Annotated in this window: 27 protein-coding genes and 1 tRNA gene; 16 read left to right on the forward strand and 12 right to left on the reverse strand. The window is 65.3% G+C overall.

Features of this window, described 5'->3' with window-relative positions; all coding sequences use genetic code 11:
* Positions 1-19: 19 nt before the first annotated feature.
* The 3 genes from mlaD to QQK25_RS01740 are packed head-to-tail and all read right to left on the reverse strand — an operon-like array spanning position 20 to position 2,078.
* Positions 20-493, reverse strand: coding sequence for an outer membrane lipid asymmetry maintenance protein MlaD (gene mlaD / locus QQK25_RS01730; protein WP_153162384.1), 474 nt, complete (start codon positions 491-493; stop codon positions 20-22).
* Positions 493-1,275, reverse strand: coding sequence for a lipid asymmetry maintenance ABC transporter permease subunit MlaE (gene mlaE, locus QQK25_RS01735; protein ID WP_284186456.1), 783 nt, complete (start codon positions 1,273-1,275; stop codon positions 493-495). The genes mlaD and mlaE overlap by 1 nt, the downstream gene beginning before the upstream one ends.
* Positions 1,275-2,078: an ABC transporter ATP-binding protein gene (locus QQK25_RS01740; RefSeq protein WP_284186457.1), complete on the reverse strand. Its 804-nt coding sequence runs from the start codon at positions 2,076-2,078 to the stop codon at positions 1,275-1,277. The genes mlaE and QQK25_RS01740 overlap by 1 nt, the downstream gene beginning before the upstream one ends.
* 239 nt (positions 2,079-2,317) lie before the next feature.
* Between QQK25_RS01740 and leuS the strand changes: the two genes are divergently transcribed.
* From leuS to QQK25_RS01785, 9 genes are all read left to right on the forward strand, one after another.
* Positions 2,318-4,939: a leucine--tRNA ligase gene (gene leuS, locus QQK25_RS01745; RefSeq protein ID WP_284186458.1), complete on the forward strand. Its 2,622-nt coding sequence runs from the start codon at positions 2,318-2,320 to the stop codon at positions 4,937-4,939.
* A gap of 17 nt (positions 4,940-4,956) precedes the next feature.
* Complete coding sequence (locus QQK25_RS01750; RefSeq protein ID WP_153162388.1) at positions 4,957-5,169, forward strand: hypothetical protein; 213 nt, start codon at positions 4,957-4,959, stop codon at positions 5,167-5,169.
* Positions 5,166-5,723 (forward strand): LPS-assembly lipoprotein LptE, encoded by a 558-nt coding sequence (locus tag QQK25_RS01755; RefSeq protein WP_284186459.1) that lies wholly within the window; start codon positions 5,166-5,168, stop codon positions 5,721-5,723. The genes QQK25_RS01750 and QQK25_RS01755 overlap by 4 nt, the downstream gene beginning before the upstream one ends.
* Positions 5,720-6,745 (forward strand): DNA polymerase III subunit delta, encoded by a 1,026-nt coding sequence (gene holA, locus QQK25_RS01760; RefSeq protein WP_284186460.1) that lies wholly within the window; start codon positions 5,720-5,722, stop codon positions 6,743-6,745. Before QQK25_RS01755 ends, holA begins: the two co-directional genes overlap by 4 nt.
* A 31-nt stretch (positions 6,746-6,776) precedes the next feature.
* Complete coding sequence (locus QQK25_RS01765) at positions 6,777-8,054, forward strand: glutamate-5-semialdehyde dehydrogenase (protein ID WP_284186461.1); 1,278 nt, start codon at positions 6,777-6,779, stop codon at positions 8,052-8,054.
* Positions 8,055-8,180: 126 nt separating this feature from the next.
* Positions 8,181-8,771 (forward strand): chalcone isomerase family protein, encoded by a 591-nt coding sequence (locus QQK25_RS01770; protein WP_284186462.1) that lies wholly within the window; start codon positions 8,181-8,183, stop codon positions 8,769-8,771.
* 16 nt (positions 8,772-8,787) lie between these two features.
* Entirely contained in the window at positions 8,788-9,327 is a 540-nt protein-coding gene (locus tag QQK25_RS01775) for a methylated-DNA--[protein]-cysteine S-methyltransferase (protein WP_306664076.1), read from the forward strand.
* 67 nt (positions 9,328-9,394) lie between these two features.
* The gene (ybaK, locus tag QQK25_RS01780; protein WP_284186463.1) at positions 9,395-9,886 is read left to right on the forward strand and encodes a Cys-tRNA(Pro) deacylase; all 492 of its coding nucleotides are present in this window, start codon (positions 9,395-9,397) and stop codon (positions 9,884-9,886) included.
* 158 nt (positions 9,887-10,044) lie between these two features.
* Positions 10,045-10,425 carry an H-NS histone family protein gene (locus tag QQK25_RS01785; RefSeq protein WP_284186464.1) on the forward strand — a complete coding sequence of 127 codons (381 nt, stop codon included), beginning with the start codon at positions 10,045-10,047 and terminating at the stop codon, positions 10,423-10,425.
* A 29-nt stretch (positions 10,426-10,454) separates the two neighbouring features.
* On the opposite strand, the gene QQK25_RS01790 is transcribed toward QQK25_RS01785, so the two are convergent.
* Positions 10,455-10,850: a dihydroneopterin aldolase gene (locus QQK25_RS01790; RefSeq protein WP_153162395.1), complete on the reverse strand. Its 396-nt coding sequence runs from the start codon at positions 10,848-10,850 to the stop codon at positions 10,455-10,457.
* A gap of 64 nt (positions 10,851-10,914) precedes the next feature.
* Here QQK25_RS01790 and plsY point away from each other — a divergent pair, with 64 nt between their 5' ends.
* Positions 10,915-11,526, forward strand: a complete 612-nt coding sequence (gene plsY, locus QQK25_RS01795) for a glycerol-3-phosphate 1-O-acyltransferase PlsY (RefSeq protein ID WP_284186465.1) — start codon at positions 10,915-10,917, stop codon at positions 11,524-11,526.
* Between the two features lie 25 nt (positions 11,527-11,551).
* On the opposite strand, the gene tsaD is transcribed toward plsY, so the two are convergent.
* Complete coding sequence (gene tsaD / locus QQK25_RS01800; protein WP_284186466.1) at positions 11,552-12,595, reverse strand: tRNA (adenosine(37)-N6)-threonylcarbamoyltransferase complex transferase subunit TsaD; 1,044 nt, start codon at positions 12,593-12,595, stop codon at positions 11,552-11,554.
* A gap of 142 nt (positions 12,596-12,737) precedes the next feature.
* Here tsaD and rpsU point away from each other — a divergent pair, with 142 nt between their 5' ends.
* The 6 genes from rpsU (at position 12,738) to QQK25_RS01830 (ending at position 18,098) form a co-directional block, all read left to right on the forward strand.
* The gene (rpsU, locus tag QQK25_RS01805) at positions 12,738-12,950 is read left to right on the forward strand and encodes a 30S ribosomal protein S21 (protein ID WP_079432811.1); all 213 of its coding nucleotides are present in this window, start codon (positions 12,738-12,740) and stop codon (positions 12,948-12,950) included.
* A gap of 149 nt (positions 12,951-13,099) precedes the next feature.
* Positions 13,100-13,546, forward strand: a complete 447-nt coding sequence (locus QQK25_RS01810; RefSeq protein ID WP_284186467.1) for a GatB/YqeY domain-containing protein — start codon at positions 13,100-13,102, stop codon at positions 13,544-13,546.
* 53 nt (positions 13,547-13,599) lie between these two features.
* Complete coding sequence (gene dnaG, locus QQK25_RS01815) at positions 13,600-15,498, forward strand: DNA primase (protein WP_284186468.1); 1,899 nt, start codon at positions 13,600-13,602, stop codon at positions 15,496-15,498.
* 75 nt (positions 15,499-15,573) lie between these two features.
* A complete protein-coding gene (gene rpoD, locus QQK25_RS01820) occupies positions 15,574-17,532 on the forward strand; it encodes an RNA polymerase sigma factor RpoD (RefSeq protein WP_284186469.1) in 1,959 nt (652 codons plus the stop codon).
* 26 nt (positions 17,533-17,558) lie between these two features.
* A tRNA-Ile gene (locus tag QQK25_RS01825) sits at positions 17,559-17,635 on the forward strand.
* A gap of 262 nt (positions 17,636-17,897) precedes the next feature.
* Positions 17,898-18,098, forward strand: a complete 201-nt coding sequence (locus QQK25_RS01830) for a hypothetical protein (protein ID WP_284186470.1) — start codon at positions 17,898-17,900, stop codon at positions 18,096-18,098.
* 50 nt (positions 18,099-18,148) lie between these two features.
* Here the strand turns inward: QQK25_RS01830 and QQK25_RS01835 are convergent, their stop codons facing one another.
* The 7 genes from QQK25_RS01835 to QQK25_RS01865 form a co-directional block, all read right to left on the reverse strand.
* Positions 18,149-19,096, reverse strand: coding sequence for a hypothetical protein (locus QQK25_RS01835; RefSeq protein WP_284186471.1), 948 nt, complete (start codon positions 19,094-19,096; stop codon positions 18,149-18,151).
* A gap of 96 nt (positions 19,097-19,192) precedes the next feature.
* Positions 19,193-19,591 (reverse strand): hypothetical protein, encoded by a 399-nt coding sequence (locus tag QQK25_RS01840; RefSeq protein ID WP_284186472.1) that lies wholly within the window; start codon positions 19,589-19,591, stop codon positions 19,193-19,195.
* A gap of 370 nt (positions 19,592-19,961) precedes the next feature.
* The gene (locus tag QQK25_RS01845; protein ID WP_284186473.1) at positions 19,962-20,750 is read right to left on the reverse strand and encodes a hypothetical protein; all 789 of its coding nucleotides are present in this window, start codon (positions 20,748-20,750) and stop codon (positions 19,962-19,964) included.
* A 57-nt stretch (positions 20,751-20,807) separates the two neighbouring features.
* On the reverse strand, positions 20,808-21,923 hold the full coding sequence (locus QQK25_RS01850; protein ID WP_284186474.1) for a hypothetical protein: 1,116 nt from the start codon (positions 21,921-21,923) through the stop codon (positions 20,808-20,810).
* 56 nt (positions 21,924-21,979) lie between these two features.
* Positions 21,980-23,536, reverse strand: coding sequence for a hypothetical protein (locus QQK25_RS01855; RefSeq protein WP_284186475.1), 1,557 nt, complete (start codon positions 23,534-23,536; stop codon positions 21,980-21,982).
* Position 23,537: 1 nt separating this feature from the next.
* A complete protein-coding gene (locus QQK25_RS01860) occupies positions 23,538-26,000 on the reverse strand; it encodes a transglycosylase SLT domain-containing protein (protein ID WP_284186476.1) in 2,463 nt (820 codons plus the stop codon).
* 2 nt (positions 26,001-26,002) lie between these two features.
* Complete coding sequence (locus tag QQK25_RS01865) at positions 26,003-26,554, reverse strand: hypothetical protein (RefSeq protein WP_284186477.1); 552 nt, start codon at positions 26,552-26,554, stop codon at positions 26,003-26,005.
* Positions 26,555-26,837: the final 283 nt, after the last annotated feature.

Raw genomic sequence — 26,837 nt, forward strand, 5'->3', positions numbered from 1 at the left:
TCGTTGTTCCGGTTCTGCCCTACTTGGCCGGAGCGGAATCGCCCTCGGCCTTGCCGAACATGAACTGGCTGATCAGCTTTTCAAGCACAACGGCCGACTGGGTCTTCTTGATGACCTCACCGGGTGCCAGAGTCTTCTCCTCGCCGCCGGGATCGAGCCCGAGGTACTGCTCGCCGAGCAGGCCGGAGGTGAGAATGTTGGCGAAGGTGTCGGTCGGGAACTTGTAGCGCCCATCCACCGTAAAGACCACCTCGGCCTGAAAGCGTTCATTGTCGTAGCGGATCTGCTCGACCCGCCCGACCACCACGCCGGAGCTCTTGACCGGCGCGCGCAGCTTGAGCCCGCCGATGTTGTCGAAATTGGCACGCAGGGTATAGGGCGACTGGATCTCGGAGCCGGAAATGCTGCCAACCTTCAGCGCCAGGAACAGCAGCGCGGCGATACCCATCGCCACGAAAACCCCGACCCACAGATCGAGCGTCGTGCGACTCATCATAGACCTCTGAACATGAAAGACGTCATCACAAAATCGAGCGCCAGGATCGCCAGCGCCGAACTCACCACCGTCCGCGTGATCGCCCGGGACACACCCTCGGCGGTCGGCACGCAGTCGTAACCTTCAAAGACGGCGATCAGCGCCACCGCCACGCCAAAGGCGCAACTCTTGTAGACGCCATTGAGCACGTCGTACTGGAAATCCACCGCGGACTGCATCTGGCCCCAGAAGGCGCCGTGGTCGACGCCGATGAAGACGACCCCGATCAGCCAGCCGCCGAAGATGCCCATCGTCGAGAACAGCGCCGCCAGCAGCGGCATCGAGATCACCCCACCCCAGAAGCGCGGCGCGACGACCCGGGCGATCGGGCTTACCGCCATCATGTCCATCGCCTTCAGCTGCTCGGTGACCTTCATCAGGCCGATCTCGGCGGTGACGGCCGAACCGGCGCGGCTGGCGAACAGCAGCCCGGCCACCACCGGCCCGAGCTCGCGCAGCAGGGAGAGCGCGACGAGCGTGCCCATCGCCTCGGTGGAGCCGTAGCGCTGGAGGATTTCATAGCCCTGCAGTCCCAGCACCAGCCCGACGAACAGGCCCGACACCAAGATGATCAGCAGCGACAGCACGCCGCTGAAATACAGCTCGCGGATGGTCAGGTGAAGTCGCGTAAACGACTGTCCCGAATACACCAGGATCAGCCACAGGAAGCGGGCGATGAAGCCGATCTGCCACACGCCATTGATGGCCATGCTGCCAAGCTTGCGGAACACCCCGCCCATCAGGCTGCACCTCCGGTCAGGGCCGTGGCGTAATCGCCGGCCGGATAGTGGAAAGGCACCGGCCCGTCCGCCTCGGCGTTGACGAACTGATGCACGAAGGGATCGGTGGATTGCCGGATGTCGTCGGGCGTGCCCTCCGCCACCACGCGGCCTTCCGAGATGAAGTAGATGTAATCGACGATCTGCAGGGATTCGTGGATGTCGTGGGTGACGATCACCGAACTCGCCCCGAGGGCATCGTTGAGGCGCCGGATCAGCTGGCCGATCACGCCGAGGGAGATCGGATCGAGGCCGGTGAAGGGCTCGTCGTACATCAGCAGCATGGGGTCGAGGGCGATCGTCCGGGCCAGCGCAACCCGGCGCGCCATGCCGCCGGAGAGCTCGCCGGGCATCAGCCGCGCCGCGCCGCGCAGGCCGACCGCGTGGAGCTTCATGAGCACCAGATCGTTGATGAGCTCAGGCGACAGATCGGTGTGCTCGCGCAGCGGAAAGGCCACGTTGTCGAAGACCGTCATGTCGGTGAACAGCGCGCCAAACTGGAACAGCATGCCCATCCGCCGGCGCATGGCGTAGAGCGCATCGCGCCCAAGGCCGGCCACATCCTGCCCATCCACCGTGACGCGCCCGCCGCAGGCTTTTTCCTGCCCGCCGATGAGACGCAGCAGGGTCGTCTTGCCGCTGCCGCTGCCCCCCATGATGGCCACGACCTTGCCCCGCGGGATCGACATGGAAATGTCGCGCAGGATCGCCCGCTCGCCGTAGGCGAAGCGCACGTTTTCAAGTCGTACAAGTGGCTCGGACATGGGAAAATGTTGCAATGCGGGATGCCGATTGTAGCAGAGGGTTTGTTTCGTGGCATGCGGGGTAGCCCCATGCCGGCCAGAATTATCTCGTGACATCAAGGCGTTGAGCATCCCGAAGCGGGCTTCGCCAGAGCCGTTTATAATGCGCGGTTTCGGTCCGCCCGCAACACCACGCCCAACCCGGCCTGCCACGCGTAGCGCGACATTCTCTTCGATCTTCCCCGCCGATGCAGGAAAAAATGCAGGACAAATACCTCCCCGCCGACATCGAACGTGCCGCCCAACAGTATTGGGACGACAGCGCCGCCTTCCGCGTCTCCGCCGACGCGTCCAGGCCGAAGTACTACTGCCTGTCGATGTTCCCCTACCCCTCGGGCAAGCTGCACATGGGCCATGTGCGCAACTACACGATCGGCGATGTCCTGTCCCGCTTCCACAAGATGAAGGGCTTCAACGTCCTGCAGCCCATGGGCTGGGACGCCTTCGGCCTGCCCGCCGAAAACGCCGCGATCAAGAACCAGGTGCCGCCCGCCAAGTGGACCTACGACAACATCGCCTACATGAAGCAGCAGCTCAAGTCGCTCGGCTTTGCCATCGACTGGAGCCGCGAGCTGGCCACCTGCACGCCCGAGTACTACAAGTGGAACCAGTGGATCTTCCTGCGCATGCTTGAAAAGGGCATCGCCGAGCGCAAGACCCAGGTCGTCAACTGGGATCCGGTGGACCAGACCGTGCTCGCCAACGAGCAGGTCATCGACGGCCGCGGCTGGCGCACCGGCGCGGTGGTCGAGAAGCGCGAGATCCCTGGCTACTACCTCAAGATCACCGACTACGCCGACGAGCTGCTCGGCGATCTCGACCAGCTTGGCGGCTGGCCCGAGCGTGTCAAGCTGATGCAGGCCAACTGGATCGGCAAGAGCACTGGCGTGCGTTTCGCCTTCAAGCACGACATCGCCGACGAAGCCGGCCCGATCGGCGACGGCAAGCTGTGGGTGTTCACCACCCGCGCCGACACCATCATGGGCGTCACCTTCTGCGCCGTGGCCGCCGAGCACCCGCTGGCGCTGCACGCCGCCAAATCCAACCCGGGCCTCGCCGCCTTCATCGAGAAGTGCAAGCACGGCTCGGTGATGGAAGCCGACATGGCCACGATGGAGAAGGAAGGCCTGCCCACCGGCCTCTACGTCACCCATCCGCTCACCGGCAAGCAGGTCGAGGTGTGGGTCGGCAACTACGTGCTGATGAGCTACGGCGACGGCGCCGTGATGGGCGTGCCCGCCCACGACGAGCGTGACTTCGCCTTCGCCAGGAAGTACGGCATCGCCATCGAGCAGGTCGTGGCGCTGGGCGACAAGCCCTACTCGCTGGACGCCTGGCAGGAGTGGTACGGCAGCAAGGACGGTGTCTGCGTCAATTCCGGCAAGTACGACGGTCTCGGCTATCAGGCCGCGGTCGATGCCATCGCCGCCGACCTCGCCGCCCAGGAAATCGGCGAGAAGAAGGTGCAATGGCGCCTGCGCGACTGGGGCATCTCCCGCCAGCGTTACTGGGGCTGCCCGATCCCCATCATCCACTGCGACAGCTGCGGCGCGGTGCCCGTGCCCGACGACCAGCTGCCGGTGGTGCTGCCCGAAGACTGCGTGCCGGACGGCTCCGGCAACCCGCTGCACAAGCGCGAAGACTTCCTGCACGTCGATTGTCCCAAGTGCGGCAAGCCGGCCCGTCGCGAGACCGACACCATGGACACCTTCGTGGATTCGTCCTGGTACTACGCGCGCTACGCCACCAAGTTCGGCGCCGACAAGATGGTCGACGACGAGACCAACTACTGGATGACCGTCGACCAGTACATTGGCGGCATCGAGCACGCGATCCTGCACCTACTGTATTCGCGCTTCTGGACCAAGGTCATGCGCGATCTCGGCCTCGTCGAATACCGCGAGCCCTTCGCCCACCTGCTCACCCAGGGCATGGTGCTCAACAACGCCTTCTTCCACAAGCCCGAAGGCGGCGGCAAGAACTACTTCTGGGAAAGCGAGATCGACATCCAGAAGGATGCCAAGGGCCAGATCACCGGCGCCACGCTCAAGAAGGACGGCACGGTGCTCGAGCACGAGCTCACCACCATGTCCAAGTCCAAGAACAACGGCGTGGACCCGCAGGCCCTGATCGAGCAGTACGGCGCAGACACCGCGCGCTTCTTCATGATGTTCGCCGCCCCGCCCGAGCAGACCCTCGAATGGTCCGACGCCGGCGTCGAAGGCGCCTACCGCTTCCTCAAGCGGGTGTGGAGCTTCGGCCACGTCTTCGGCAGCGAGATCCGTCCGCAGATCGGTGCCCAGCGCCAGCTCGCCGGCACCAAGCTGCCGGAAGCCCTGGCCGCCTTCCGCCGCGAGATCCACCTGCTCCTCAAGCAGGCCAACTACGATCTGGGCAAGCAGCAGTTCAACACCGTGGCCTCCGCCACGATGAAGATGCTCAACGCCCTCGAAAAGGCTCCGCGCGAAGGCGCCCTCGCCGCCGAGGTGATCGAGGAGTGCTTCGGCATCCTGCTGCGCGTGCTCTCGCCGCTTACCCCGCACATCAGCCACGCCCTGTGGGCCGAGCTGGGTTACGGCGACGACATCCTCCGCGCCACCTGGCCCGAGCCCCTCGAAGCCGCGCTGGTGCAGGACGAAGTCGAGCTGATGCTCCAGGTGAACGGCAAGCTGCGCGGCTCGGTCCGCGTGGCCGCCGATGCACCGAAGGACGTCATCGAAGCGGCCGCCCTCGCCAACGAGGCCGCGGTAAAGTTCCTGGAAGGCCGCCCGGCGAAGAAGGTCATCGTCGTGCCCGGCCGTCTCGTCAATATCGTCGGCTGATCGAACGGAGGTTTCGCGTGATGCGCATCCAAGCCTGCCTGCTGCTCGTCCTGCTTGCCACCGGGTGCGCCAGCACCCCTGGCGACCGTACGTGGTACCAGAGCCTCGCCAACGAAAATGCCCGCCGGCAGTACGAACCCGGCCGCGACATCAACCGCGAACCTCCGCCGCCCAGCTTTGATGCCTACGAGCAGGAACGCCGACGCCTGAGAGAGAACCAAGCCAAATGAACGCGCCCCACTCCGCCGGCCGTCGCCGGGCCCTGCTCGCCATCGGCGGCGCCACGCTCCTCGCTGGCTGCGGTTTCCAGCTGCGCGGCGCCCGCCCGCTGCCCTTCGACTCGATCTACCTGAACATGTACCAGTACTCGGAGCTGGCCGCCGCCATCCGGCGCCAGATCCGGGCCAACGGCAACACCATCGTCACCGACAGGGCCGAGGACGCCCAGGTGCGTCTCGAGGTGCAGGCCGACGTCAAGGACAAGGTGATCCTCGCCCTCAACACCCAGGGCCGAGTCCGCGAATACCAGCTGCGCCAGCGCTTCATCTTCCGGCTGGTCGGCAAGAACGGTCAGGAGATCATGCCCTCCAGCGAGATCTTCCTGCGCCGCGACCTGGCCTTCGACGACACCCAGCTCCTCGCCAAGCAGCAGGAAGAAACCCTGCTCTACCGTGACATGCAGAACGACCTCGTCCAGCAGCTGATGCGTCGCCTCGCCGCCGCCAAGATGCCGGAAGCGCCGCCTGCCGCCGCGCCCGCCCCGGCGCCCGCAGCCAAGCCGTGAACCTGCGCCCCGAGCAACTCGCCGCGCACCTCGACAAGCCCCTCGCCCCGCTCTACGTCCTGCACGGCAACGAGCCGCTGCTGGTCCTCGAAGCCGGCGACGCCATCCGCGCCGCCGCCCGCAAGCAGGGCTACGCCGAACGCGAGGTGCTGGTCGCCGGCCAGGGCTTCAAATGGACGGAGCTGCAGTCCGCCGCCGGCAACCTGTCGCTGTTCGGCGCCAGCAAGCTCGTCGATCTGCGCATCCCCAACGGCAAGCCCGGGCGCGATGGCGGCGAAGCCCTGCAGCGCTACGCCAAGACCCTCGACGACGGCATCGTCACCCTCATCACCCTGCCCGAGCTCGACTGGGCGACCCGCAAGGCCGCATGGTTCGTGGCCCTGTGCGAAGCCGGCGTGGCCATCGAGACCAACGCCCCGGACCGCGACCGTCTGCCCGACTGGATCGCCCAGCGCCTCGCCCGGCAGCAGCAGAAGACAGGCCCCGAGGCCCTCGCCTTCATCGCCGATCACGTGGAAGGCAACCTCCTCGCCGCCCATCAAGAGATCCTCAAGCTCGGCCTGCTCCACCCGCCGGGCGAGCTCTCGTTCGACGCGGTGCGCGAGGCCATCCTCAACGTCGCCCGCTACAACGTGGATTCCCTGCGCCAGGCCATGCTCGAAGGCGACGCGGCCCGCTGCGCGCGCCTCCTCGAAGGCCTCAAGGGCGAAGGCGAGGCCCCGCCGCTCATCCTGTGGGCGCTCGCAAACGAGATCCGCACCCTCGCCAACCTGCGCCAGGGCCTCGACGAAGGCCAGCAGTTGCAAGGCCTGATGAAGGCCGAGCGGATCTTCGACGACCGCCGCCGCCTGGCCATACAGCGCGCGCTGCCGCGCCTCGACGGCGCCCCCCTGCGCACCGCCATCTTGCACGCCGCCCGGATTGACCGGATGATCAAGGGTCTGGTCGGCGGCGACGTGTGGGACGAATTCCTCCAGCTGTGCCTGCGCCTCACGCGCGGCGCCACGCCGGCACGGCGCTGACCCGCCGGCAATCGATTCAAAGCGAGAAAAGATGGACATCAAGACCTACATGCAGACCGTCGGCCGTCAGGCCCGCGCCGCCAGCCGCGCTGTTGCCGCCGCCTCCACCGACGCCAAGAACACCGCCCTCCTGGCCATGGCCACCGAGATCCGCGCCCGCAAGGCGCAGCTCCTCGACGCCAACGCCCAGGATCTCGCCGAAGCCCGCGCCAATGGCCTCGAACCGGCGATGATCGACCGCCTCACCCTGTCCGAAAAAGGCATCGAATCGATGGCCCAGGGCCTCGAGCAGGTCGCCGCCCTGCCCGATCCGGTGGGCGAGATGACCGACCTCAAGCGCCGCCCGTCCGGCATCACCGTCGGCAAGATGCGCGTGCCGCTGGGTGTCATCGGCATCATCTACGAAGCCCGCCCCAACGTCACCGCCGACGCCGCGGCCCTGTGCCTCAAGTCCGGCAACGCCGCGATCCTGCGCGGCGGCAAGGAAGCCCTGCACTCCAACCAGGCCATTGCCGCCTGCGTACGCGCCGGGCTGGCTGCCGCGGGCCTGCCCGAAATGTCGATCCAGGTGGTCGAGACCACCGACCGCGCCGCCGTCGGCGAACTCATCACCATGCCCCAGTTCGTGGACGTAATCGTCCCCCGCGGCGGCAAGGGCCTCATCGAGCGCATCTCCAACGACGCCCGCGTGCCCGTCATCAAGCACCTGGACGGCAACTGCCACGTCTACGTGGACGAGCGCGCCGACCCGGCCAAGGCCCTCGCCATCATCGAAAACTCCAAGACCCAGCGCTACGGCACCTGCAACACCACCGAATCGCTGCTGGTCGATGCCGCCATCGCCCGCGCCCAGCTGCCCGCTATCGGCACCATGCTGGCCGGCAAGGGTGTCGAGCTGCGCGCCTGCCCGGCATCGCTGGCGATCCTGCGCGAGGCCGACATTCCCGAAGCCCAGCTCAAGGCCGCCGTCGAATCCGACTGGACCGAGGAATTCCTCGCCCCGATCATCGCCATCAAGATCGTCGCTGGACTCGACGAGGCGATCGAGCACATCAACACCTGCTCGTCCCAGCACACCGAATCCATCGTCACCGAGGACTACACCCGGGCGATGCGCTTCCTGCGCGAGGTCGATTCGGCGTCGGTGATGATCAACGCCTCCACCCGCTTCGCCGACGGCTTCGAATACGGCCTCGGCGCCGAGATCGGCATCTCCACCGACAAGATCCACGCCCGCGGCCCGGTCGGTCTCGAAGGCCTCACCAGCCAGAAGTGGATCGTCTTCGGCAACGGCGACGTGCGCGCCTGACAGCCCGCCCGGCGCACATCGCGCTTTCCCTGCCGGAAGTCTTCCGGTTAAAATTCAAACGCCCGTTCGAAATCGAATAAAAATTCGACGAACGGGCGTTTGCCCATCAAAACCAAGGAGACAGCCATGCAACCCATCCTGCACCGCGCATTCGCCGCAGCCAGCCTAGCCACCGCCCTGTTTGCCGCCCTGCCCACCCAGGCCGCCGACGTCTCCGGTGTGCGCTTCGACGACCGCACCGCCGTCGCCGGCAGCGACCTCGCCCTCAACGGCGCCGGCCTGCGCACCCGCTTCATGCTCAAGGTGTACGCGATGGGCCTCTACCTGCCCCGCCGCACCGACACCCCCGACGCCATCGCCACCCTGGCCGGCCCCAAGCGCATCCAGATCGTGACCCTGCGCGACCTCACCGCCGAACAATTCGCCGATGCCCTCGTCGAGGGCCTCAAGAAGAATCACAACGAAGCCGAATTCGCCAAACTCCAGGCCCGCAGCGACGAGTTCCGCAACGCCCTGCTGGCCATCAAGGCCGCCCCCGCGGGCACCCAGATCCGCCTCGAATGGCTGCCCGCCAGCGGCACCCGCCTCTCGGTCGGCAATGACGCCCGCGGCAAGGACATTCCCGGCGAAGACTTCTATCGCGCGCTGCTGCGTATCTGGCTGGGCGACAAGCCCGTCGACGCCGACCTGAAAAACGCCCTGCTCGGCAAAGGCTGAGCACCTTGCCCGGGCCGTGCCGCAGGCGCAGAATTCCGGCATGGCCCCCTTGTTCAATCCCACCGCCACCGATCAGCCGTCTTCCTCGATTCCGGCCTTTTCCGCGGTGATGTCAGCGCCATTCGGCGCGGTCGGCGTCCTCAGCGACGATCAATTGATCCAGACAATCGAATTCCTGCCCCCCGGCCAGCCGGAGATTTCCCCGGCCAATCGGCTCGCCGAAAAAGCCATCGGGCAGCTGGCCAATTACCTGGCAGATCCGGATTTCCCCTTCGATCTCCCGCTGGCCGGCCGTGGCACGCCTTTCCGGCGCCGCATCTGGGCCGCGATTGCAGCGATTCCCCGGGGCGCCACCCGCAGCTACGGCGAGCTCGCCCGCGACGTCGGCAGCATCGCCCGGGCCGTCGGCCAGGCCTGTGGCGACAATCCCTTTCCGCTCGTCATTCCATGTCACCGGGTCGTCGCGGCCGCCGGCCTGGGCGGATTCGCCCACGAGAATAACGGCCACCTAATAGACACCAAACGCTGGCTATTGCGCCACGAAGGGGCGATCTGAATTCCGGCAATACGCCGGATCATCGCCTGCCGTTTCATCAGATATTCACGTTCAACCAATCGCCATCATGTCCCGTCCCGACCTGCACGCGCCGGAAACCCCGGCCACCCGCTTCCTGCGGCAACACCAGATTCCCTTCTCCACCCACCTCTATGCGTATGAGGATCACGGCGGAACGAAAGTCTCGTCCCGGGAATTGAATGTCGCCGAACACGCGGTCGTCAAAACCCTGGTGATGGAAAACGAAAGCCGCCAGCCGCTGATCATCCTGATGCACGGCGACCGCAAGGTTTCCACCAAGGAACTCGCCCGCCAGGCAGGGGACAAGCAGATTACCCCCTGCGACCCCACCGTCGCCCAGCGCCACACGGGCTACATGGTCGGCGGCACCTCGCCCTTCGGCACCCGCAAGGCGATGCCCCTATTCATGGAGCGTAGCATCCTCGACCTGCCGCTGATTTACATCAATGGCGGCAAAAGAGGCTTTCTCGTCGGCGTCCATCCCCACGACATTCTGCGGATACTCAAACCGACGGTCGTCACCGTGGCGCTTGAATGAATAACAAAAAGACTTGCCCGATCGTCAAATAAAAGTGGCAGAATAAGCGCTTGAATAAGGGCTGAAAAAAGCCTGCAGTGGCGATTGGTCGTCCAGCCGCCACATTCATCTCAAACGCTGATCGCACTCAAAACGCCACGCCGAAGGACAACACCGCCATGGATATCTCCACCCTTTCCCTTGCCGAATTGCGCCGTCTCCAGACCAAAGTCGAGACCGAAATCCGGCGCCGTTCCGACACAGCCAAGAAGGATCTGCTGAAGCGGATGCAGAAACTCGCCGCCGAACACGGCATGAGCCTCACCGACGTGATCGGCGGCCAGGAAGCCACCGAGAAAGCCGCCCCCGCGCCCAAGAAGGCCGCAGCCAAGCCCGCCGCCAAGAAGGCCGCCAAGCCCGCCTCGGTGATCAAGTTCCGTCACCCGGAAAACGCCGCCATCGGCTGGACCGGCCACGGCCGCAAGCCCCAGTGGGTGATCGACTGGCTCGCCCAGGGCAAGGCCCTCGACGACCTGCGCGCCGCCAGCGCCGAAGCCTGATTCAGCGCATTGCCACGCCCCCGCCGGGTTCAGCCCGGCAGGCCGGCGGTGGGTGCGTGGGCCGGGGGTTCGGCGCCATTGCGGCCGCGTTCGATGAATACGCCAACCCGCCGCACATCCTTCATCACGCCAATCTTGGCAATCGCCAGCTTCACCCACGGGGCGCCGAATTCGTCGAATAACAATTTGACGATGAATTCCCCCAGCGTCTCGATCAGATTGAATTGACGCACCGCCAGTTCGGCGCGAATCCGCTCGATCACCTTGGCGTAATCGATCGTATCCGCAATGTCGTCATGCTCGGCGGCCGCATCCGGCACACCAAAAGTCAGGTTGAGTTCGAGCGGCTGATCGGCAACCTGCTCCCGCGGATAGATGCCCACCCGCGACTTGACCCGCAGCGCTTCGATAAAAATGAAATCCATCGTGTGTCCCAGCTAAAATCGCGCACATTCTAGCCCGTACGCCTCCAAAAGCACTCACGCCAAAATGCATTTCGTCCTTTTGCTCATCGCGGCCTACCTGATCGGCTCCATTCCCTTCGCCGTCGTCGTCAGCCGCATCTTCGGCATGGCCGACCCCCGCTCCTACGGTTCCGGCAACCCGGGCGCCACCAATGTCCTGCGCAGCGGCAACAAGCTCGCCGCTGCCCTCACCCTGGTGGGCGACGCCTTCAAGGGCTGGCTTGCCGTGTGGCTGGCCGACAGCTTTGCGCCGGGCTTCGGGATCGGCGCCATCGCCGCGCCGGCAGCGGGCCTTGCTGCCTTCTTCGGCCACCTCTTTCCGGTGTTTCTCGGCTTCAAGGGCGGCAAGGGCGTGGCCACCGCTGCCGGCGTGCTGATCGGCGCCAAGGGCCTGCTCGGGCTGGCGGTGCTGGGCGTGTGGCTGGGCGTGGCCTTCACCCTGCGCTACTCGTCCCTCGCAGCCCTGTGTGCCGCGCTGGCCGCTCCGGCGCTGGCCTACCTGTTCGACCTGGGCCCCAACTGGATCACCGCCATCGCCGTGATGTCGGCACTGCTCGTGTGGCGCCACAAGGACAACATCAAGCGCCTCGTCGCCGGCCAGGAAAGCCGCATCGGCAGCAAGAAAAAGGCCGGCTGAAGCGCCGGCCCGGTCACCACACCACTCAATCCGCCGGCCCGACCACCACGGGCGGGCGGATGTCCTGCAGACTCCAGCGCGGCCGTACCGCAAACCGCCCAGCGGCAGGCTCGACCGTCTCGCCAGCAGCAAAACGCAGCGCGCCCGCAAAGGCGATCATCGCGCCGTTGTCGGTACACAGCTCCAGCTCAGGATAAAACACCCGCGCCTTGCGCTTGGCCGCCGCCGCATCGAGTTGGGCGCGCAACGCCAGATTGGCGCCCACGCCCCCCGCCACCACCAGCTGCTTGAGCCCCGTGTGCTTGAGCGCCGCCATCGACTTGGCGACCAGCACCTCGACCACCGCCGCCTGAAACTCCGCCGCCAGATCGGCCCGATCCTCCGGCACGAAGTCCGGTGCCGACGCGGCGGTGAGCACCGCCGTCTTGAGGCCGCTGAAGCTGAAATCGAAATCCTTGCTGTGCAGCATCGGCCGCGGCAGCTTGAAGCGCCCCGGTTTGCCCTGCTGCGCCAGCTTCGCCAGCGCCGGCCCGCCCGGATAGCCCAGGCCGATCAGCTTGGCGGTCTTGTCGAAGGCTTCGCCGGCAGCATCATCCACCGTCTCGCCGAGCAAGGTGTAATCGCCAACGCCCGCCACCCGCATCAGCTGAGTATGGCCGCCCGACACCAGCAGCGCCACGAACGGAAAGCTCGGCGGCGTGGCCGACAGCAGCGGCGACAGCAGATGACCTTCCAGGTGATGCACCGGCAGCACCGGCACATCCAGCGCCACGCCAAGGGATTCAGCCACGCTGGCGCCCACCAGCAGTGCCCCTGCCAGGCCAGGCCCGGCGGTGTAGGCCACCGCATCGATGTCGCCCATCGTGAGCCCGGTGACTTCCAGCGTCTCCCGCAGCAGCAGCGGCAGACGGCGGATGTGGTCGCGGGAGGCCAGCTCCGGCACCACCCCGCCGTAGGCCGCGTGCAGGTCGATCTGGGAGTGGAGACGATGGCCCAGCAGGCCCCGGCCGGTCTCGTAGATGGCCACGCCGGTCTCGTCGCAGGAGGTTTCGATGCCCAGAACGCGCATGGATCAGCCCGAAGAAAAAACGCGATTTTACCCTTCCCGGCACCTGGGCCACACGCAAAACTGAAAATTGGGCTTGGTGGACCCGAACGACTTGGTTATACTCTTCGTTTTTCCGTCCAAAGAATTTTCGAGGAAGCACGCAATGCCGGGTATTCGCGTCAAAGAAAACGAGCCGTTCGAAGTAGCCATCCGTCGCTTCAAGCGCACCATTGAAAAAGTGGGCCTCCTGCCCGAACTCCGCTCCCGCGAGTTCTACGAAAAGCCGACCGCCGAACGCAAGCGCAAGCTGGCCGCCGCCGTCAAGCGCCACCACAAGCGCCTGCGCAGCCAGACCCTGCCCCCGAAGATGTACTAAGCAACACCCCGAGTACACGCTTCCCGCTTCGCCACGCGATACGCGCTTCAGCGCGAGCGCGTGGCGTTTGCCTTTTGGTTCGCCAGCCCGCAGCCTTGCCTTGTCGGGCCTGCGTCGCGTCGCCCACCCTTTCGCCAGGAATCTCTTTCGTGTCCCTCAAAGCCCAGATCAACGAAGACATGAAGGCCGCCATGCGGGCCAAGGAAACCGCACGCCTGTCGGCGCTGCGCCTGCTGCTGGCCGCCATCAAGCAAAAGGAAGTGGACGAACGCATCGAACTGGATGACGCCGCGGTCATCACGGTGGTGGACAAGATGCTCAAGCAGCGTCGCGACTCCGTCACCCAGTACGAGGCCGCCCAGCGCTTTGATCTGGCGAGCGCCGAGCGCTTCGAGATCGACGTGCTCACCGCCTACAAGCCCGCCGGGCTCACCGTCGAACAGATCGCCGCCGAGGTGGATGCCGCCATCGCCGCGACGGGCGCCGCCAGCGCTGCCGACATGGGCAAGCTGATGGCCGTCCTCAAGCCGAAACTCGCCGGCAAGGCCGACATGGCCGAGGTTTCCAAACTGGTGAAATCCCGCCTCAGCAACTAGGATTCATGAAGATGGCGCCGTAGCGGCACCGCCGCCGGCGCCGGCTGGCCATCATGATTCCGCAATCCTTCATCCAGGATCTGCTCGCCCGCGTCGACATCGTCGAGGTGATCGAACGCTATCTGCCGCTCAAGAAGGGCGGTGCGAACTATTTCGCCTGCTGCCCCTTCCACGGCGAGAAATCCGCATCCTTCTCGGTGAGCCCCACCAAGCAGTTCTATCACTGCTTCGGCTGCGGCGCCCACGGCAGCGCCATCAGCTTCCTGATGGAGTACAGCGGCCTCGGCTTCATCGACGCGGTGAAGGAGCTCGCCAGCAACGTCGGGATGGAAGTCCCCCAGGATGACTTCACGCCCAACCGCGACCGCGTCCGCGAACAATCCCTCACCGAACTCATGGCCCAGGCCGCGCGCTTCTATAAAGAACAGCTCAAGCGCAGCCCGGTCGCCATCGACTACCTCAAGGGCCGCGGCCTGACCGGCGAGATCGCCGCCCGCTACGGCCTGGGCTACGCACCCGAAGGCTGGCAGGCGCTGCAGGCCGCCTTTCCCGACTACTCCGCCGCCAGCCTGCTCGAATGCGGGCTGGTGCTCGAGAACGAGCAAGGCCGCCGCTACGACCGCTTCCGCGACCGCATCATGTTTCCGATCCAGGACCAGCGCGGCAACGTGATCGGCTTTGGCGGCCGCGTCCTCGGCAAGGGCGAGCCCAAATACCTCAACTCGCCCGAAACGCCGATCTTCGAGAAGGGCCGCGAGCTCTACGGCCTCGTCCAGGCCCGGCAGGCGATCCGCGATCACGAATGCGTGCTCGTAGTCGAAGGTTACATGGACGTGGTCGGCCTCGCCCAGTTTGGGGTTGGCAATGCGGTCGCCACCCTCGGCACCGCCGCCACGCCGCACCACATCCAGAAGCTGCTGCGCCTCACCGACCGCGTCGTGTTCTGCTTCGACGGCGACGCCGCCGGCCGCCGCGCTGCCGGCCGGGCGCTGGAGGTCAGCCTCGAACACCTGGCCGACAACAAGACGCTCACCTTCCTCTTCCTGCCCGAAGAGCACGACCCGGACAGCTTCGTCCGCGCGGAAGGCCCGGACGCCTTCCGCGCCGCCATGAACCGCGCCCAGCCCCTGGCCGAATTCCTCCTCGCCGAACTGAAGAAGGACGTGGATCTCGCCACCGCCGAAGGCTGCGCCAGGCTCGTCCACGAAGCCAAGCCGCTGGTCACCCGGATCGGCGCCCCGCTGCTGCGCCTGCAGGTCATCAAGATGCTGGCCGAGACCGCCGGCTTCACCCAGGCCGAGATCGAGCAGTCCTTCGGCCTCAAGAACGCTTCGGCCATGCCCCGCCGAAACGACGAGCCGCCACCCTTCGACGACTTCGGGCGGGGCGGTTTCGATCGCGGCGGCTTCGGCAACCGGGGCGATTTTGGTGGCAACAACGGCTTCGGCGGCAACGGCGGATTCCGCGGCAAACGCCGCCAGGGCCTGCCGCGCCTCCCGCCGCGCCAGGCACCTCAGTCGGCCATCGAGACGCTCCTGAAGCTGGTCGTCCAGCACCCCGTGTGGGCCGCCCGCCTGCCCATCGACCTGCTGCCCAGCGACACCCCGGAAGGCCTCGCCCTGATCGCCATCGTCGACGCGATGAGCGTCGGCGACCTGCCCACCCACGGCCTGGGCGCCCTGATCGAGCATTACCGCGACACGCCCCACGCCGCCGCGCTGTCCCGCGCGGCCGGACAACTGGCCGACGAGACCATCGACGACACGACCATTGAACGCCTTTTCAACGACACGCTCTACAAGCTTGAAGCGGATCTGATCGAGAAGGAAATCGTCAGCCTCAACGCAAGAGCCCGCGAGACGAGCCTGACCACGGCCGAAAAACAGCGCCTCAAGGAGCTGATTTCCGCCAAACAGAGACTTAAGCCTCGCCCAAAAGCATCGGATTCGTAATATAATTTTCGGTTTCGCGCAAAACGCGCCGCCGAGACAACCGTCCATCAATCGGACGACAAATCGAGGACCGCCATGACCACGGACAAGCCCAAACAACCTCGCAAGGCCCCGGCCAAGCCGCGCGCCGCGAAGGTCAAGGACAAACTCGCCCCGATGATCGCCGAGGCTCCCTCGGCAGAAGAGGCTGAAGTCCGCCGCACGCGGCTCAAGACCCTGATCGCCCTCGGCAAGGAGCGGGGCTACCTGACCTACGCCGAGATCAACGACCACCTGCCGGACGACCTCGTCGACGCCGAGCAGATCGAGTCGATCATCAGCACCTTCAACGACATGGGCATCCAGGTGTTCGACGTGGCCCCGGCCGCCGAAGACCTGCTGATGTCCGAAGTCGCCCCCACGGTCGTTGATGACGAGCAGGCCGAAGCCGAAGCCGAGCAGACCCTGTCCGCCGTGGATTCCGAATTCGGCCGCACCACCGACCCCGTCCGCATGTACATGCGCGAGATGGGCACCGTGGAGCTCCTCACCCGCGAAGGCGAAATCGAGATCGCCAAGCGGATCGAGGAAGGCCTCAAGCACATGATCCAGGCGATCTCCGCCTGCCCGACCACCATCGCCGACATCCTCGAGTCCGCCGACAAGATCTCCCGCGACGAGATGCGCATCGACGAACTCATCGACGGCCTGATCGATCCGAACGCCGTCGAGGACATCGAAGCCCTCGCCGAGACCGAGGATCTCGAGGTCGACGACGCCGAAGATGACGAAGAGGAAGACGGCGACGGTGCCAGCGGCGCCCAGTCCGCGTCCCTCATCAAGATGAAGGCCGAAGCCCTCGAGCGCTTCGCCAACCTGCGCAGCCTCTACGAAAAGATGGCCGCCGCCCTCCAGAAGAAGGGCTACCAGGACAAGAACTACCTGAAGCTCCAGGAGCAGGTCTCCACCGAGCTGATGAACATCCGCTTCACTGCTCGCACCACCGAGCGCCTGTGCGACGCCGTGCGCCACATGGTCGACCAGGCCCGTGCCCACGAGCGCAAGATCCTGCACCTGTGCGTCGACAAGGCCAGCATGCCGCGTCCGCACTTCATCAAGAGCTTCCCGGGCAACGAGACCAACCTCGACTGGCTGAAGGCCGAGATTGCCGCCGGCCCGAACAACGCGCCGGTGCTGATGCGCATGCAGCCGGCCGTGCTTGAAGAGCAGCAGAAGCTCATCGACCTGCAGGAGCGCATCGGCATTCCGCTGAAGGAACTCAAGGACATCAACAAGCAGATGTCCACCGGCGAAGCCAAGGCCCGCCGCGCCAAGCGCGAGATGACCGAGGCCAACCTGCGTCTGGTGATCTCCATCGCCAAGAAGTACACCAACCGCGGCCTGCAGTTCCTCGACCTGATCCAGGAAGGCAACATCGGCCTGATGAAGGCCGTGGACAAGTTCGAATACCGTCGCGGCTACAAGTTCTCCACGTACGCCACGTGGTGGATCCGCCAGGCCATCACCCGCTCGATCGCCGACCAGGCGCGCACCATCCGGATTCCGGTGCACATGATCGAGACGATCAACAAGATGAACCGCATCTCCCGTCAGATCCTGCAGGAAACCGGCAACGAGCCCGATCCGCAGACCCTGGCCGAGAAGATGGAAATGCCCGAGGAGAAGATCCGCAAGATCCTCAAGATCTCCAAGGAGCCCATCTCGATGGAAACCCCCATCGGCGACGACGACGACTCCCACCTGGGCGATTTCATCGAAGACAACGCCACCCTGGCCCCGGCCGAAGCGGCGCTGTACTCCAGCCTGCGCGATGCCACCAAGGAAGTCCTGGACTCCCTCACCCCGAGGGAAGCCAAGGTGCTGCGCATGCGCTTCGGCATCGAGATGAACACCGACCACACCCTGGAAGAAGTCGGCAAGCAGTTCGACGTGACCCGCGAACGCATCCGCCAGATCGAAGCCAAGGCCCTGCGCAAGCTGCGTCACCCGAGCCGCTCGGAGCGCCTGCGCAGCTTCCTCGACAACGAAGCCTGACCCGGCGGTCCGCACCCCGTTTCGACGGGCCCATAGCTCAGTTGGTTAGAGCAGGCGACTCATAATCGCTTGGTCACAGGTTCAAGTCCTGTTGGGCCCACCAATCGCATCAAGCACTTAGGCCAGCCTCACGAGGGCTGGCCTTTTGCTTTTGGGGGTCAGGGAAGGACAGGGGAAGGAATCGAAAAAATCGACATCAACAACGGCGGCGCCTCTCCGTGTTGTGGAGGGGGTGAGCCCGGCCGTCAAAGCCTTCGACTGTGACCTACTTCTCAAACCGAGACACTGGCCACTGCCTAGACTGGGGTCTTGTCCAAGATCCAGCAGGTGAGATCAATGAGCATTGAAGACCCCGCGGCTACAACGTGAGCCCCCTGATCCTGCTCGAGCAGGAAAACCTCGCCCAGGAGCTACAACGGTTGGCCGATCTCGCGGAAAGCGGTGAGGTGGTGTGCGTCGCCCTCCGCCTGTTCATGGCGGACGGCACATCGGAAGACATCGTCGTTGGGGGAGTGAGCGAGGAGCAGCGGGCCGAGGCGCTCGCGCGGCTGCAGCGCCGCCATTGATCCGCGGAAGGCGCGCCAACGGAGCAAGAAGCTGTCGTAGTTGTCGATCATCAGCGACATTGTTTCCCCTGTTGGGCCCACATCGCTCGATGGCGCTCAGCAATCTCATCAAGCACCCGTTCGAATGTTGGGTCGACTGGAGGCTGGCGCGCATGATCCATGGGCATCAGTGACATCGAGCACCAAGTGCGGCACTCATCGTCCTCACCCGAGAGGTTCGCGCAGCGGGACTCAGAATGCAGGCGAACCGGGTACGCGACGTCCTCTAAACACCGAAGCAACTCGTCGACAGTCCATAGGGTTTCATGTGCGTCCGCCCTACACCTGCAGCGGGATACTTCCAGTTTTATGGTCTGGTGACCTGCCGCACGTGCAGCCAGCAGCCTCTGAGCGAAACTGCCAAGGTGCTCAGCGGTTCGGGTGACATCCAGCGGGACAGGCCAGAAACTCAACTGCTCGAGCGCATCCCGTCGCACGAACTGGTTGGGGCTGATCGTCCGCCAGAGTCTGTCCACCGTCTCATCATCAAAGGAATAGGGGGCACAGGGATGCTGCAGCACCACCGGTATGACCAGCCTCTCGAAGTCCACCAGCGATAGGCGGTATGCCCTGAACAGCTGATCCTGGCGCCGCCGCGCTTCAAGTTCGATCAGCAAATCTGACGGCCCATGAAACGCCATTGCGTGGCGAATGCGCTGGGCGTACGTCGCCTTCGCGGCTTCCCACTGTGCCACGGTGCGCACCTCGTCGGCTGGCCACCACGTCTGGTGAATCCACTCGACCGCCAGCATCTGATCATCAAACGACTTTGGCTCAGATCGCTCGCTTTCGAGGTAGGTCTTGACCCTCTCCAGTTCCTCCGACGACCATCTCCGCAGGGGGCGGTCCGCCGGCAGCGTAGGCAGCGGTTCACGCGCCACAAGCCGCATGAAGTCGATCAGCAGGCCCTGCAGGCGCTTCAGCCCGGCCAGCGTCCAATGCTTGATGAAGTCATCCATGATGGGGCTTCCGAAAGTGTCAGCTGACTCAGCGGCAAGGGGGCGGCTGTTGCTCGGCACGGCCTCAATGCAGGCCAGCCAAAACGACAGTATATGTCAATGAGATTTTTGCGGCGGTGGCGCCCGAAGCCAGTCGTTCGGGTCAATCCCCGTCTCGTGAAACTCCAGCAGCGTGGGCTCCACGCCACTGGCTTGAACAGCCACCCCTGGAAATCGCCGCCGGATGACGCGCTGCAATTCCTCCGGGCTCTCGACAAGGGCGGTCATCATGATGCGGCCGGGGGCCAGGTGGTAAAACCCGGGAATCGCCGCCAACACCGCCCGGGACAACTGCAGTGGTCTCACAATCGTTCGAGGCGCGTCGTCGTCTTCAGGCTGCGGCACTTCGCCAACGATGGCCCAGGCGGGGCGCAAGCCTTCCATGATGCCCACCGGCACCTTGCCGCGTCCGTCCCGCTGCAGGAGGGCCTCCTTCGTGCGGTTGTAGCAGGACACGCAGAGCGTCCGACCGATGATCCGTGACTGCCCGGACGGCCCGCATCGGCAGCACCGCCAGCCGCGGTCTGCATCGGGATCTGGCCCGCCCGCCTCTCCGGCGTGACCACGGCCGATAGGGCAGCGGTAGCAACTCGCGTAGCGGCCATCCCCCAAGACGGTAGAGCTCAGGAAGTTTGAGGCGCACGCCTCAGGCGTCAGCACGGCCCGCATCCGCTCGCAGTCGAAGTAGCTTCCCGGTACGCCCGCCAGCCCACGGTATTCGAGGTGCGGGAGGAGTTTGACTTGCCGAACGATGTCCATGCGGACATCGGGCCGTCACAGGTTTCGAACGGCAATGCTGCCAGTGGGTTGCGTGTGGCCAGCAGGGTCACACGCCGGCGGGCAGGCGAACCGCTGACAGGAGGAGTTGGCGCGCCATGGGCTCAATGTCTCGAGCCAGCTGCTGCACATGGAAGACGCCTGGCACCGGCTTGGAGATCCAGCCGGCGGAGCCCTCCATCATGGTGCGGAAAGTGAGGTAGACCGACGACTTGCCCTTGCCGGCGCTGGTGTTCATGCGGACCATGCCGGCGTAGCGATCAGTTTTGTGGTGCGGGGCCTGCTTGAGCGCCAGCCCGGCCGGCAGGTGGTCGCCCCACCTGTACTTTCGCTGGGCAACCAGCAGCGGAGCCTTCGTCTTGATGTCCCAGGCACCTGTCCCGGACCGTCGCATGCCCATCCCAGTCACTTCCGACTTTGTGAGCATTCTCGCCGCGGTGCGCACCGGTGCCGGCATCGCCGCCTGCGTGTGCCGGAACGGGATGGTCAGGTAACGCTTGCCAGCGTTCTTCTTCGAGGTGGACACGCGCACCTTCAATGACGTGTCCAGCATCCGCTTCAGATCGCGCGACGGGCGGCCATTCTCAATCTCGTAGGCGTACTTCCAGTCGGAATAGACCGACACCTGCAGCGGGCCAGTCGTCTCCACGGTCAGCGAGCGCACATAGTCGGCCTTCTCCTCCTGACGAATCGACGGGCTCTGCTCGATCAGATCCACCCACCTGGCGCGGGCCTCCAGGCCAATCGCCTGGAGCGCTCGACGCGCTTGAGGGAGCACATCGGCCTGAAGCGGCGAATCCTGGATGAAGACGTTCAGGCTCAGCTTGAAGATTGCCATGGCTTACCCAAGATGAGGCTGCAGTCTGCGACGGTCACAGGTGCGCAGATCACCGAATCACGCATTGAACCGCTCCATGTAGTAGGTCGCATCTGCTACGCTCATTGGGCGCAGCACCGGGTCACTCTTCGCCGCCGCCTCCAGAGCGGCAAGTCCTTCCGAAGTCACGTAGGAGGCCGACTGCACCGGCACCAGAAGCTCGAAAGCATTCACATGGCGCAGGGGAGAAAGGGGAGCGCCACCGGCCGTCGAAGAGCACGTGGACGCCCCGTACAGCGCCGAGTAATCCGGCAGCGCCTCGCGCACCTTGAACACGTTGCGCAGAATGCAAAAGCAGTTATGGAAGGCATTCGCCAGCTGCTGAAACTGGGCCTTCACTTCCATCGGCAGGCCGGTCAGTGCAGCCATGGACCACGCCACGTTGCGCACCGCCTGGGTAGCCAGATCGGCCACGCGGAACAGGGGGCGGATCGTGGCGTCAATCTCGCGCTTCGTCTGAAGCACGTCGTCCAGGATGCGTCGCGTCTTGCCGACGGCCCGAATCAATGCCTTGGTGAAATCCGGGAAGTTCTTTCCGAGCCACCCCATCTTCTGCACAAGCCGGTCCATCTGGCCCATGCTGTCCGCCATGGATTCAATCCCGGCGTCTCGGCCGTCTTCGTAGACGAACCGAAACACTTTCTTCGCCTCGTCGATGTCCTCCGACACCACCTGCAGGTTGATCTGGTATTGGCACAGCAGCGGCCGGCTCTTGCTTCGGCGCAGCACGAACGCGGTCGGCACCACCTGAAAGGCGAAGTCGTCCAACACGTCCACGAAGATCAGCTTCACCGCTCCCGGGTCGCGCCCGGCCTGCACTGCGGCGTCGCGCCGGCGCAGGTACTGGGTCATCACCAGGTCGCGAAGCTCCCCAAACAGCTGCACGCCGTCTTTCGTCGGGCTGCCACGCCATCCCGTATGCCCGGCAATCGAAATCGTCGGCAGGCCCGCCCCCCACACGTCAGCGAATGCGCCGCCAGCTGTCTGGAGCACGGCATTCCGTGTCGGGTCGATGCGCGTCAGTTCCTCAGGCCGGATCACCAGGTTCTGGATTCGGTAGAAACTGTCCGGGGCGGTGGAGTCGTCCAGCGCAAAGCCGATCGGTCGGCCCTTTTGCAGTGAAGGTGTGGTCATCGGGTCAGCGTCTCATCACAGGGTTCAGGGGGCATCGAGGGGCGGGAGGCTTCCGATCACCCCAAGGCACCGCCCTGATTCCACTCTGCCAGGTAAGCCGACTCGCGCCCGGCGCCGTTCCGGATGCGTGCAGCAAACGAGGTGCCACGTTTGAAGGTGGCCACGGTCACGAAGCCCTGAAATGGCACCATGCGGTGCTGCACGGCCACCACGTAGCATTCCCACACGAACGGCTTCAGGCACAAACCGGGACCACCGTGGAAGATCCGCAAGTACATGCCCGGCCGCAGAGTGCATTGCCCGCGCAGGGTGATCGATCCATCCTCGAAGACCGCGTTGTCCTTGTTCTGCGCCATCAACTGCGCGCGGCGGTCGTCAATCCACAGCCGCGCCTTGCCTTGTTCGCGCTTCACCACCTCGGCCGACTGGCCGTCGGCGCGCCCCAGGCTGTCCGCCCCACCCATCTGGGTGTCGGACTCCATGAAGCGCATCCCAAACAGCTTCGGCGTTGCGTTGGGGTACTTCGCGAGGTAGAAATCGTCCGGGTTGTTCGTCTGACCTGCGAGGTTCATCGCGGCGGCATCAATCAGGTTCATGCGGGGCATGTTCACCTGGAAGTAGTTCGCCACGTCCGCGTCCGAGCGTCCGATCTCAAGGCTCATCACCGCGTCGTCCCCCACCTCAAGGGCATCCGGCTTGATGGCTTGGGGCATGATGTACCCCTTTGAGGGGTCTAGATCCTTGAACGGGTTGTTGCGATAGACCAGCACCACACCGCCGGGACGGTTCGGGTCGTCCATCGTGTCCTGGCGGTCCTCGATGAACAGTTCCGTCCACGGCCCCACGTCCAGGAAGCCGCGCATCACGTCCCACAGCGTCCCTTGCGCCGACTGCGCGCCGAATGCGCTGACCGTCCCATCGTTGGCCGTCGCCTCGTAGCCAATCTCCCGGATGTACGAGAGCTTCGTGGGGGCCGCTGCCGCGCCGAGGCTGGCCATGTCGGCAATGAACGGATTGATCACCTTCTCGACGATTTGCTGGACGAAGAGATTCCCGTATTGGTTCGGCTTGGCCTCAATCCCGTAGTTCACAAACGCCCGCAACACGGTCAGCAGGTTCTGCCCGATCACGTAGTTCGGCAGGTAGCGAATCTGGATCATCTCCAGCACCTTGCCGTAATCCGCGCCGCTGATCGTCACGGCCCGCGCCGGCCGCCCGTCAGCCCCCATCGACATGGACCGGCGCACGCTCGACACGAAGCCGCGCATCACCACCGGCGGGGCCATACCGGTAGCGGCGGGGTCGGGCCGGTGGCGCATGCGGATTTCCACCACGTCCATGGGCTCGATGAGGCCGTAGAGCGAATCCATCTTCTCGGCCTCCATCTGGTCCACCACCACCATCGCCCACTGGCCGGCCGGCTGGCGAACGCTCTTGCTGGTTTCCAGCGAGCTCCCGTCCCCGAAGAACGGCGTCAGGTCGATCACCCGGTTTCCACCCGAGAACCGCTCGGACGTGGGCACGGTGCGGCCGTCGCTGCCCGTCACCATCCGCCGGGCCACCGTCTTGTAGAGCGTCACCCGAAACTCGGGCGCCATTGTCTTGAATGCCATCTCAGCCCTCGCGCCCTTCCGGCACCGGCACCCGGCGACCACTCGCAATTGCGGACGGGGCGATCGGGCGCCCCTGCGGGTCGCGCAGCGTCACCTCGACGCTGCTGCGCACGTCCACTGGCTCAGGCTTGCCGGCCCTTGCCCGCCGGGCAGCCGCGCCCGGATCGTAGTCGGCCACGTTGCCACCCATGTTGCGCAGCACCTTGTCGGCGTATTGCTGCGTCTCGGTCGGCATCGCCTGCCCTTTCAAGCCGCGACGCGTCTTCAGCCACGCATCCATGTTGCCCTCCCCCCAGTTGTAGGCCATGAGGGTGTTTCGCATGTCGCCCTTGTAGCGCCGGTGAAGCAGGTTCAGGTAGTCGCTGGCGCCTTTTCGTGCGGAGGCTTCGTCAAACGGATTGAGCACGCCAAATCGCTTGGCGGTGTCGTCCATCAGCTGATACGGCCCCTTGGCGCCCGCCTTGGAGACGGCCAGCCGGTTGCCGCCGCTTTCCGTCTTGCGCACGGCGTCCAGGAGCGCATCGTCGATGGCTGCGCCTTTCCAGCCGGTGTCGCGCCGGAGGATCTTGTTGGCGGTCTCCGGCGAGATTTCCCCCCGCTCCACCTGCCCCTTCAGGGTGTCTTCAAAGTCGGCCTGATCCTTCAGCCGTTTCCGCTCGGCGGTATAGGCGCGGGCCTCCTCGGAGTCGCCGGCGAACACGTTCACCAGCCGCCCCACGCCGTCACGGATCATGTTGGTGGCCGGGATGAGCCCGTCGCCTAGCCGCGCCAAGGCCGTCTCCATCTGCTTCTGCACCTCGAGCGACTTCTTGCCTTCGCTCATCTCCTGATCGGCGCGGGACAGGATGTCGGTCAGGGTGTCTTGCACCTTTCCGAAGTCACCGGTGTCCAGCGCCGCCTTCAGGGCTTTGCGGTCGGCCTCGCCGATGTCCTTGCGGTCACGCACGGAGTGGATCGTCGGGAGCAGATCGCCCATGTTGCGGGCCGCGGCGACACTCGCCAGCGACTGCATGCCGGCGCTGTTGATCTTGCCGAAGTCGATCCCGCGCCGCTTCGTCATTCGCGCGATCCCCCCCAGCTGGTCGGGGGTGAAGCCCGCCATCACCGCGGCCTGCTGTTCATTCAGGCCAAAGAAGCCTTGCAGGGATGCGGCGAACACCTCGGGCTTGTCCCCGTAGTTCGCCTTGATGAGGTTGCGCACGGCCTCGAAGTTGGTCATCGAACCCGTGCTCTTGAAGCCAGTCATCCGGCCCCAGGGTGAGGACGCCAGATCCTTGCCGGTGCCGAACAGACCAAGGCCCATCATTGCCTTGGCGCCGAAGGCCGAGATGCCCGGGTTCGCCTGCGACAGAGCGGAATAGGCCACGTTCAGCGAGGCCTCGCCCTTGGCACCGCCCTGGCGCATGGCTTGGTCGGCCTGCATCAGCAGCGATCCGGCACCCTGCGCATCCAGGCCCGGCAGCTTCAGGCGGGTCAGGGACGAGATGCCGCCGGCGAAGGCCTCCAGGTTGGGCATGGTGAGGGTCTGCCGCGCCATGCTGGTGGCGAACTGCTGCACCGCAGCCATCACCTCCTGCGCCTGCGCCGCGTTGCCGCCCTTCTCGATGCTCTCGGCCAGGGTGGCGGCCAGCCGCTTGCTGCTGGTCTCGTCGATGGTCACGCGGATGCCGCGCATCGAGGAAAAGAAGCCCACGCCGGCGCCCGGGTCCATGCCGTAGGCCCGACTGAAGCCGTAGGCGTTACGGAGCTCGTCCTGCAGCCCGCTCATGCCCCGCAGGTTGCCGCCGCGGGCGAACTGCCGGGCGTAGGTCGCCGACTCGACGCTGCTCAGGCCAAAGCCTGCCGACGCGCCGCGGTTCATGTCCCGCAGGGTGTTGAAGTTCACTCCGACATCGCCCAACTGGCGCTTCAGAAAGTCGATGGTGTGGGCTTCGTGCGTGGCAATTTCGTGCCCTTTCACGAGCGCCGAAATGGAGGCGCCCAGCCCAGCAAACAGCATGCCCTGCAGGCCGAAGCGCAGGCCACCCGACAGCACCGAAGCCGCGCCAGGCGTGCCGGCCATCTGACCAAGCCCGCTCAGGCTCTGGTTAATCCCCGCATGGGCAAAGCGGCCGAAGTTGTAGCCATACCCCGCCCCAAGGCGCGACGGCGCCATCGGTGGGTGCATGGGCGCATGCGGCACCACCGGCACGGGCAGCGGCACAAGCGGGGCCGGCGCCACGCCGGGGCCGGATGGCGCACCGGGCATCATCCGGCCGGGCACGCCAAAGCCCTTGCCGCCAGCCTTCCCGAGTTGGTCAAGGCGCTGGATCAGCGCGATGACGTTCTTCTCGAGATCCTTGATCCGCACCGACGCCCTGCCGGCGGACTTGCCGATGTTGTCGACGCCGGCGGCCGTGGTGTTGGCCGCCTGCTGAACGCCTTGGATGTTCGCCTGAACATCAATTCCGACACGCTGATTCATGGTCAGACCCTCGCCCCGTCGTCCTGGACGCCGGTGGCAGCCGAAAGTCGCGCCATCCGCGCCACGATGCGCGCAGCGCACTCAGGGCTCTCTCGCCGCACCTCATCGATCACCGCGTCATGGAAGTCCTGCATCTTCTGCATGTTCCACAGCTTATCCAGGGCCGCCAAGACGTTGCCAATGATGCCGTTGCGCATGTTGACCGATTGGCAGAAGGCCTTCAGGAGCTTGATGTCCTCGCCTCCGGCGTCGTTGTGCTTGATCGCATGCCGGCGCACCATGAGGCAGTCCTGCCAGAGCTCTTCCAGGCGCCCGATCAGGTTGAGGCTGCGTCGGGCTTCGCCCGGGGTGAGGCCGTCGGCGGATTCGCTGGCGGGCATGGTGGCAGGTGCAATCGTTTGCGAGAGCGCCGCCGGGTCTGCAAGGCTGCGACGGAGCGCATCTCGAGCAACGGCCAAGTCAGCCGCAGTCGGCTTGGCGCTCTTGGCTTGGGCAACCCAGTTGTACCAGGTGGCGACCGGAACGTGCTCCCAATGCTCGGCGCGGAGGTCCATGACGCCGCTGCGTCCGTGGGTTGCCAGGTGTTGCCGGATCGCAGCGAAGGCTGCAGCGCGACCGGGGAGAGGGGGCTTGGCCATTTTTTGAACTCCGTCAGGATTTCGGATTAGCTAATTCGACGTTCACGACGTGCAGAGGGAAAGCTAAATTTCGCGATTCACCACTCGTGCTGGCGGGCTGAAGGCCACCGGAGAGCGCCTTGCAGCCCGCGCCAGCTAAGGGTTTCGGCATTCAGATTTGAATCGGGAACGCTTGCCGAGGACCGGAGCAGCGCCGCGG

Source organism: Zoogloea oryzae (assembly GCF_030161255.1).
Taxonomy (GTDB): Bacteria; Pseudomonadota; Gammaproteobacteria; order Burkholderiales; family Rhodocyclaceae; genus Zoogloea; species Zoogloea oryzae.

Bases quoted from the DNA above. Each gene is read 5' to 3' on its own strand.
- plsY (WP_284186465.1), top strand. From the start codon at position 10,915: ATGCATTTCGTCCTTTTGCTCATCGCGGCCTACCTGATCGGCTCCATT.
- ybaK (WP_284186463.1), top strand. From the start codon at position 9,395: ATGTCCCGTCCCGACCTGCACGCGCCGGAAACCCCGGCCACCCGCTTC.
- QQK25_RS01755 (WP_284186459.1), top strand. From the start codon at position 5,166: ATGAACGCGCCCCACTCCGCCGGCCGTCGCCGGGCCCTGCTCGCCATC.
- QQK25_RS01850 (WP_284186474.1), bottom strand. From the start codon at position 21,923: ATGACCACACCTTCACTGCAAAAGGGCCGACCGATCGGCTTTGCGCTG.
- QQK25_RS01845 (WP_284186473.1), bottom strand. From the start codon at position 20,750: ATGGCAATCTTCAAGCTGAGCCTGAACGTCTTCATCCAGGATTCGCCG.
- QQK25_RS01865 (WP_284186477.1), bottom strand. From the start codon at position 26,554: ATGGACCTCCGCGCCGAGCATTGGGAGCACGTTCCGGTCGCCACCTGG.
- QQK25_RS01835 (WP_284186471.1), bottom strand. From the start codon at position 19,096: ATGGATGACTTCATCAAGCATTGGACGCTGGCCGGGCTGAAGCGCCTG.
- rpsU (WP_079432811.1), top strand. From the start codon at position 12,738: ATGCCGGGTATTCGCGTCAAAGAAAACGAGCCGTTCGAAGTAGCCATC.
- QQK25_RS01860 (WP_284186476.1), bottom strand. From the start codon at position 26,000: ATGAATCAGCGTGTCGGAATTGATGTTCAGGCGAACATCCAAGGCGTT.
- mlaE (WP_284186456.1), bottom strand. From the start codon at position 1,275: ATGGGCGGGGTGTTCCGCAAGCTTGGCAGCATGGCCATCAATGGCGTG.
- QQK25_RS01740 (WP_284186457.1), bottom strand. From the start codon at position 2,078: ATGTCCGAGCCACTTGTACGACTTGAAAACGTGCGCTTCGCCTACGGC.
- QQK25_RS01770 (WP_284186462.1), top strand. From the start codon at position 8,181: ATGCAACCCATCCTGCACCGCGCATTCGCCGCAGCCAGCCTAGCCACC.
- rpoD (WP_284186469.1), top strand. From the start codon at position 15,574: ATGACCACGGACAAGCCCAAACAACCTCGCAAGGCCCCGGCCAAGCCG.
- dnaG (WP_284186468.1), top strand. From the start codon at position 13,600: ATGATTCCGCAATCCTTCATCCAGGATCTGCTCGCCCGCGTCGACATC.
- tsaD (WP_284186466.1), bottom strand. From the start codon at position 12,595: ATGCGCGTTCTGGGCATCGAAACCTCCTGCGACGAGACCGGCGTGGCC.
- mlaD (WP_153162384.1), bottom strand. From the start codon at position 493: ATGAGTCGCACGACGCTCGATCTGTGGGTCGGGGTTTTCGTGGCGATG.
- QQK25_RS01765 (WP_284186461.1), top strand. From the start codon at position 6,777: ATGGACATCAAGACCTACATGCAGACCGTCGGCCGTCAGGCCCGCGCC.
- QQK25_RS01790 (WP_153162395.1), bottom strand. From the start codon at position 10,850: ATGGATTTCATTTTTATCGAAGCGCTGCGGGTCAAGTCGCGGGTGGGC.
- QQK25_RS01855 (WP_284186475.1), bottom strand. From the start codon at position 23,536: ATGGCATTCAAGACAATGGCGCCCGAGTTTCGGGTGACGCTCTACAAG.
- leuS (WP_284186458.1), top strand. From the start codon at position 2,318: ATGCAGGACAAATACCTCCCCGCCGACATCGAACGTGCCGCCCAACAG.
- QQK25_RS01785 (WP_284186464.1), top strand. From the start codon at position 10,045: ATGGATATCTCCACCCTTTCCCTTGCCGAATTGCGCCGTCTCCAGACC.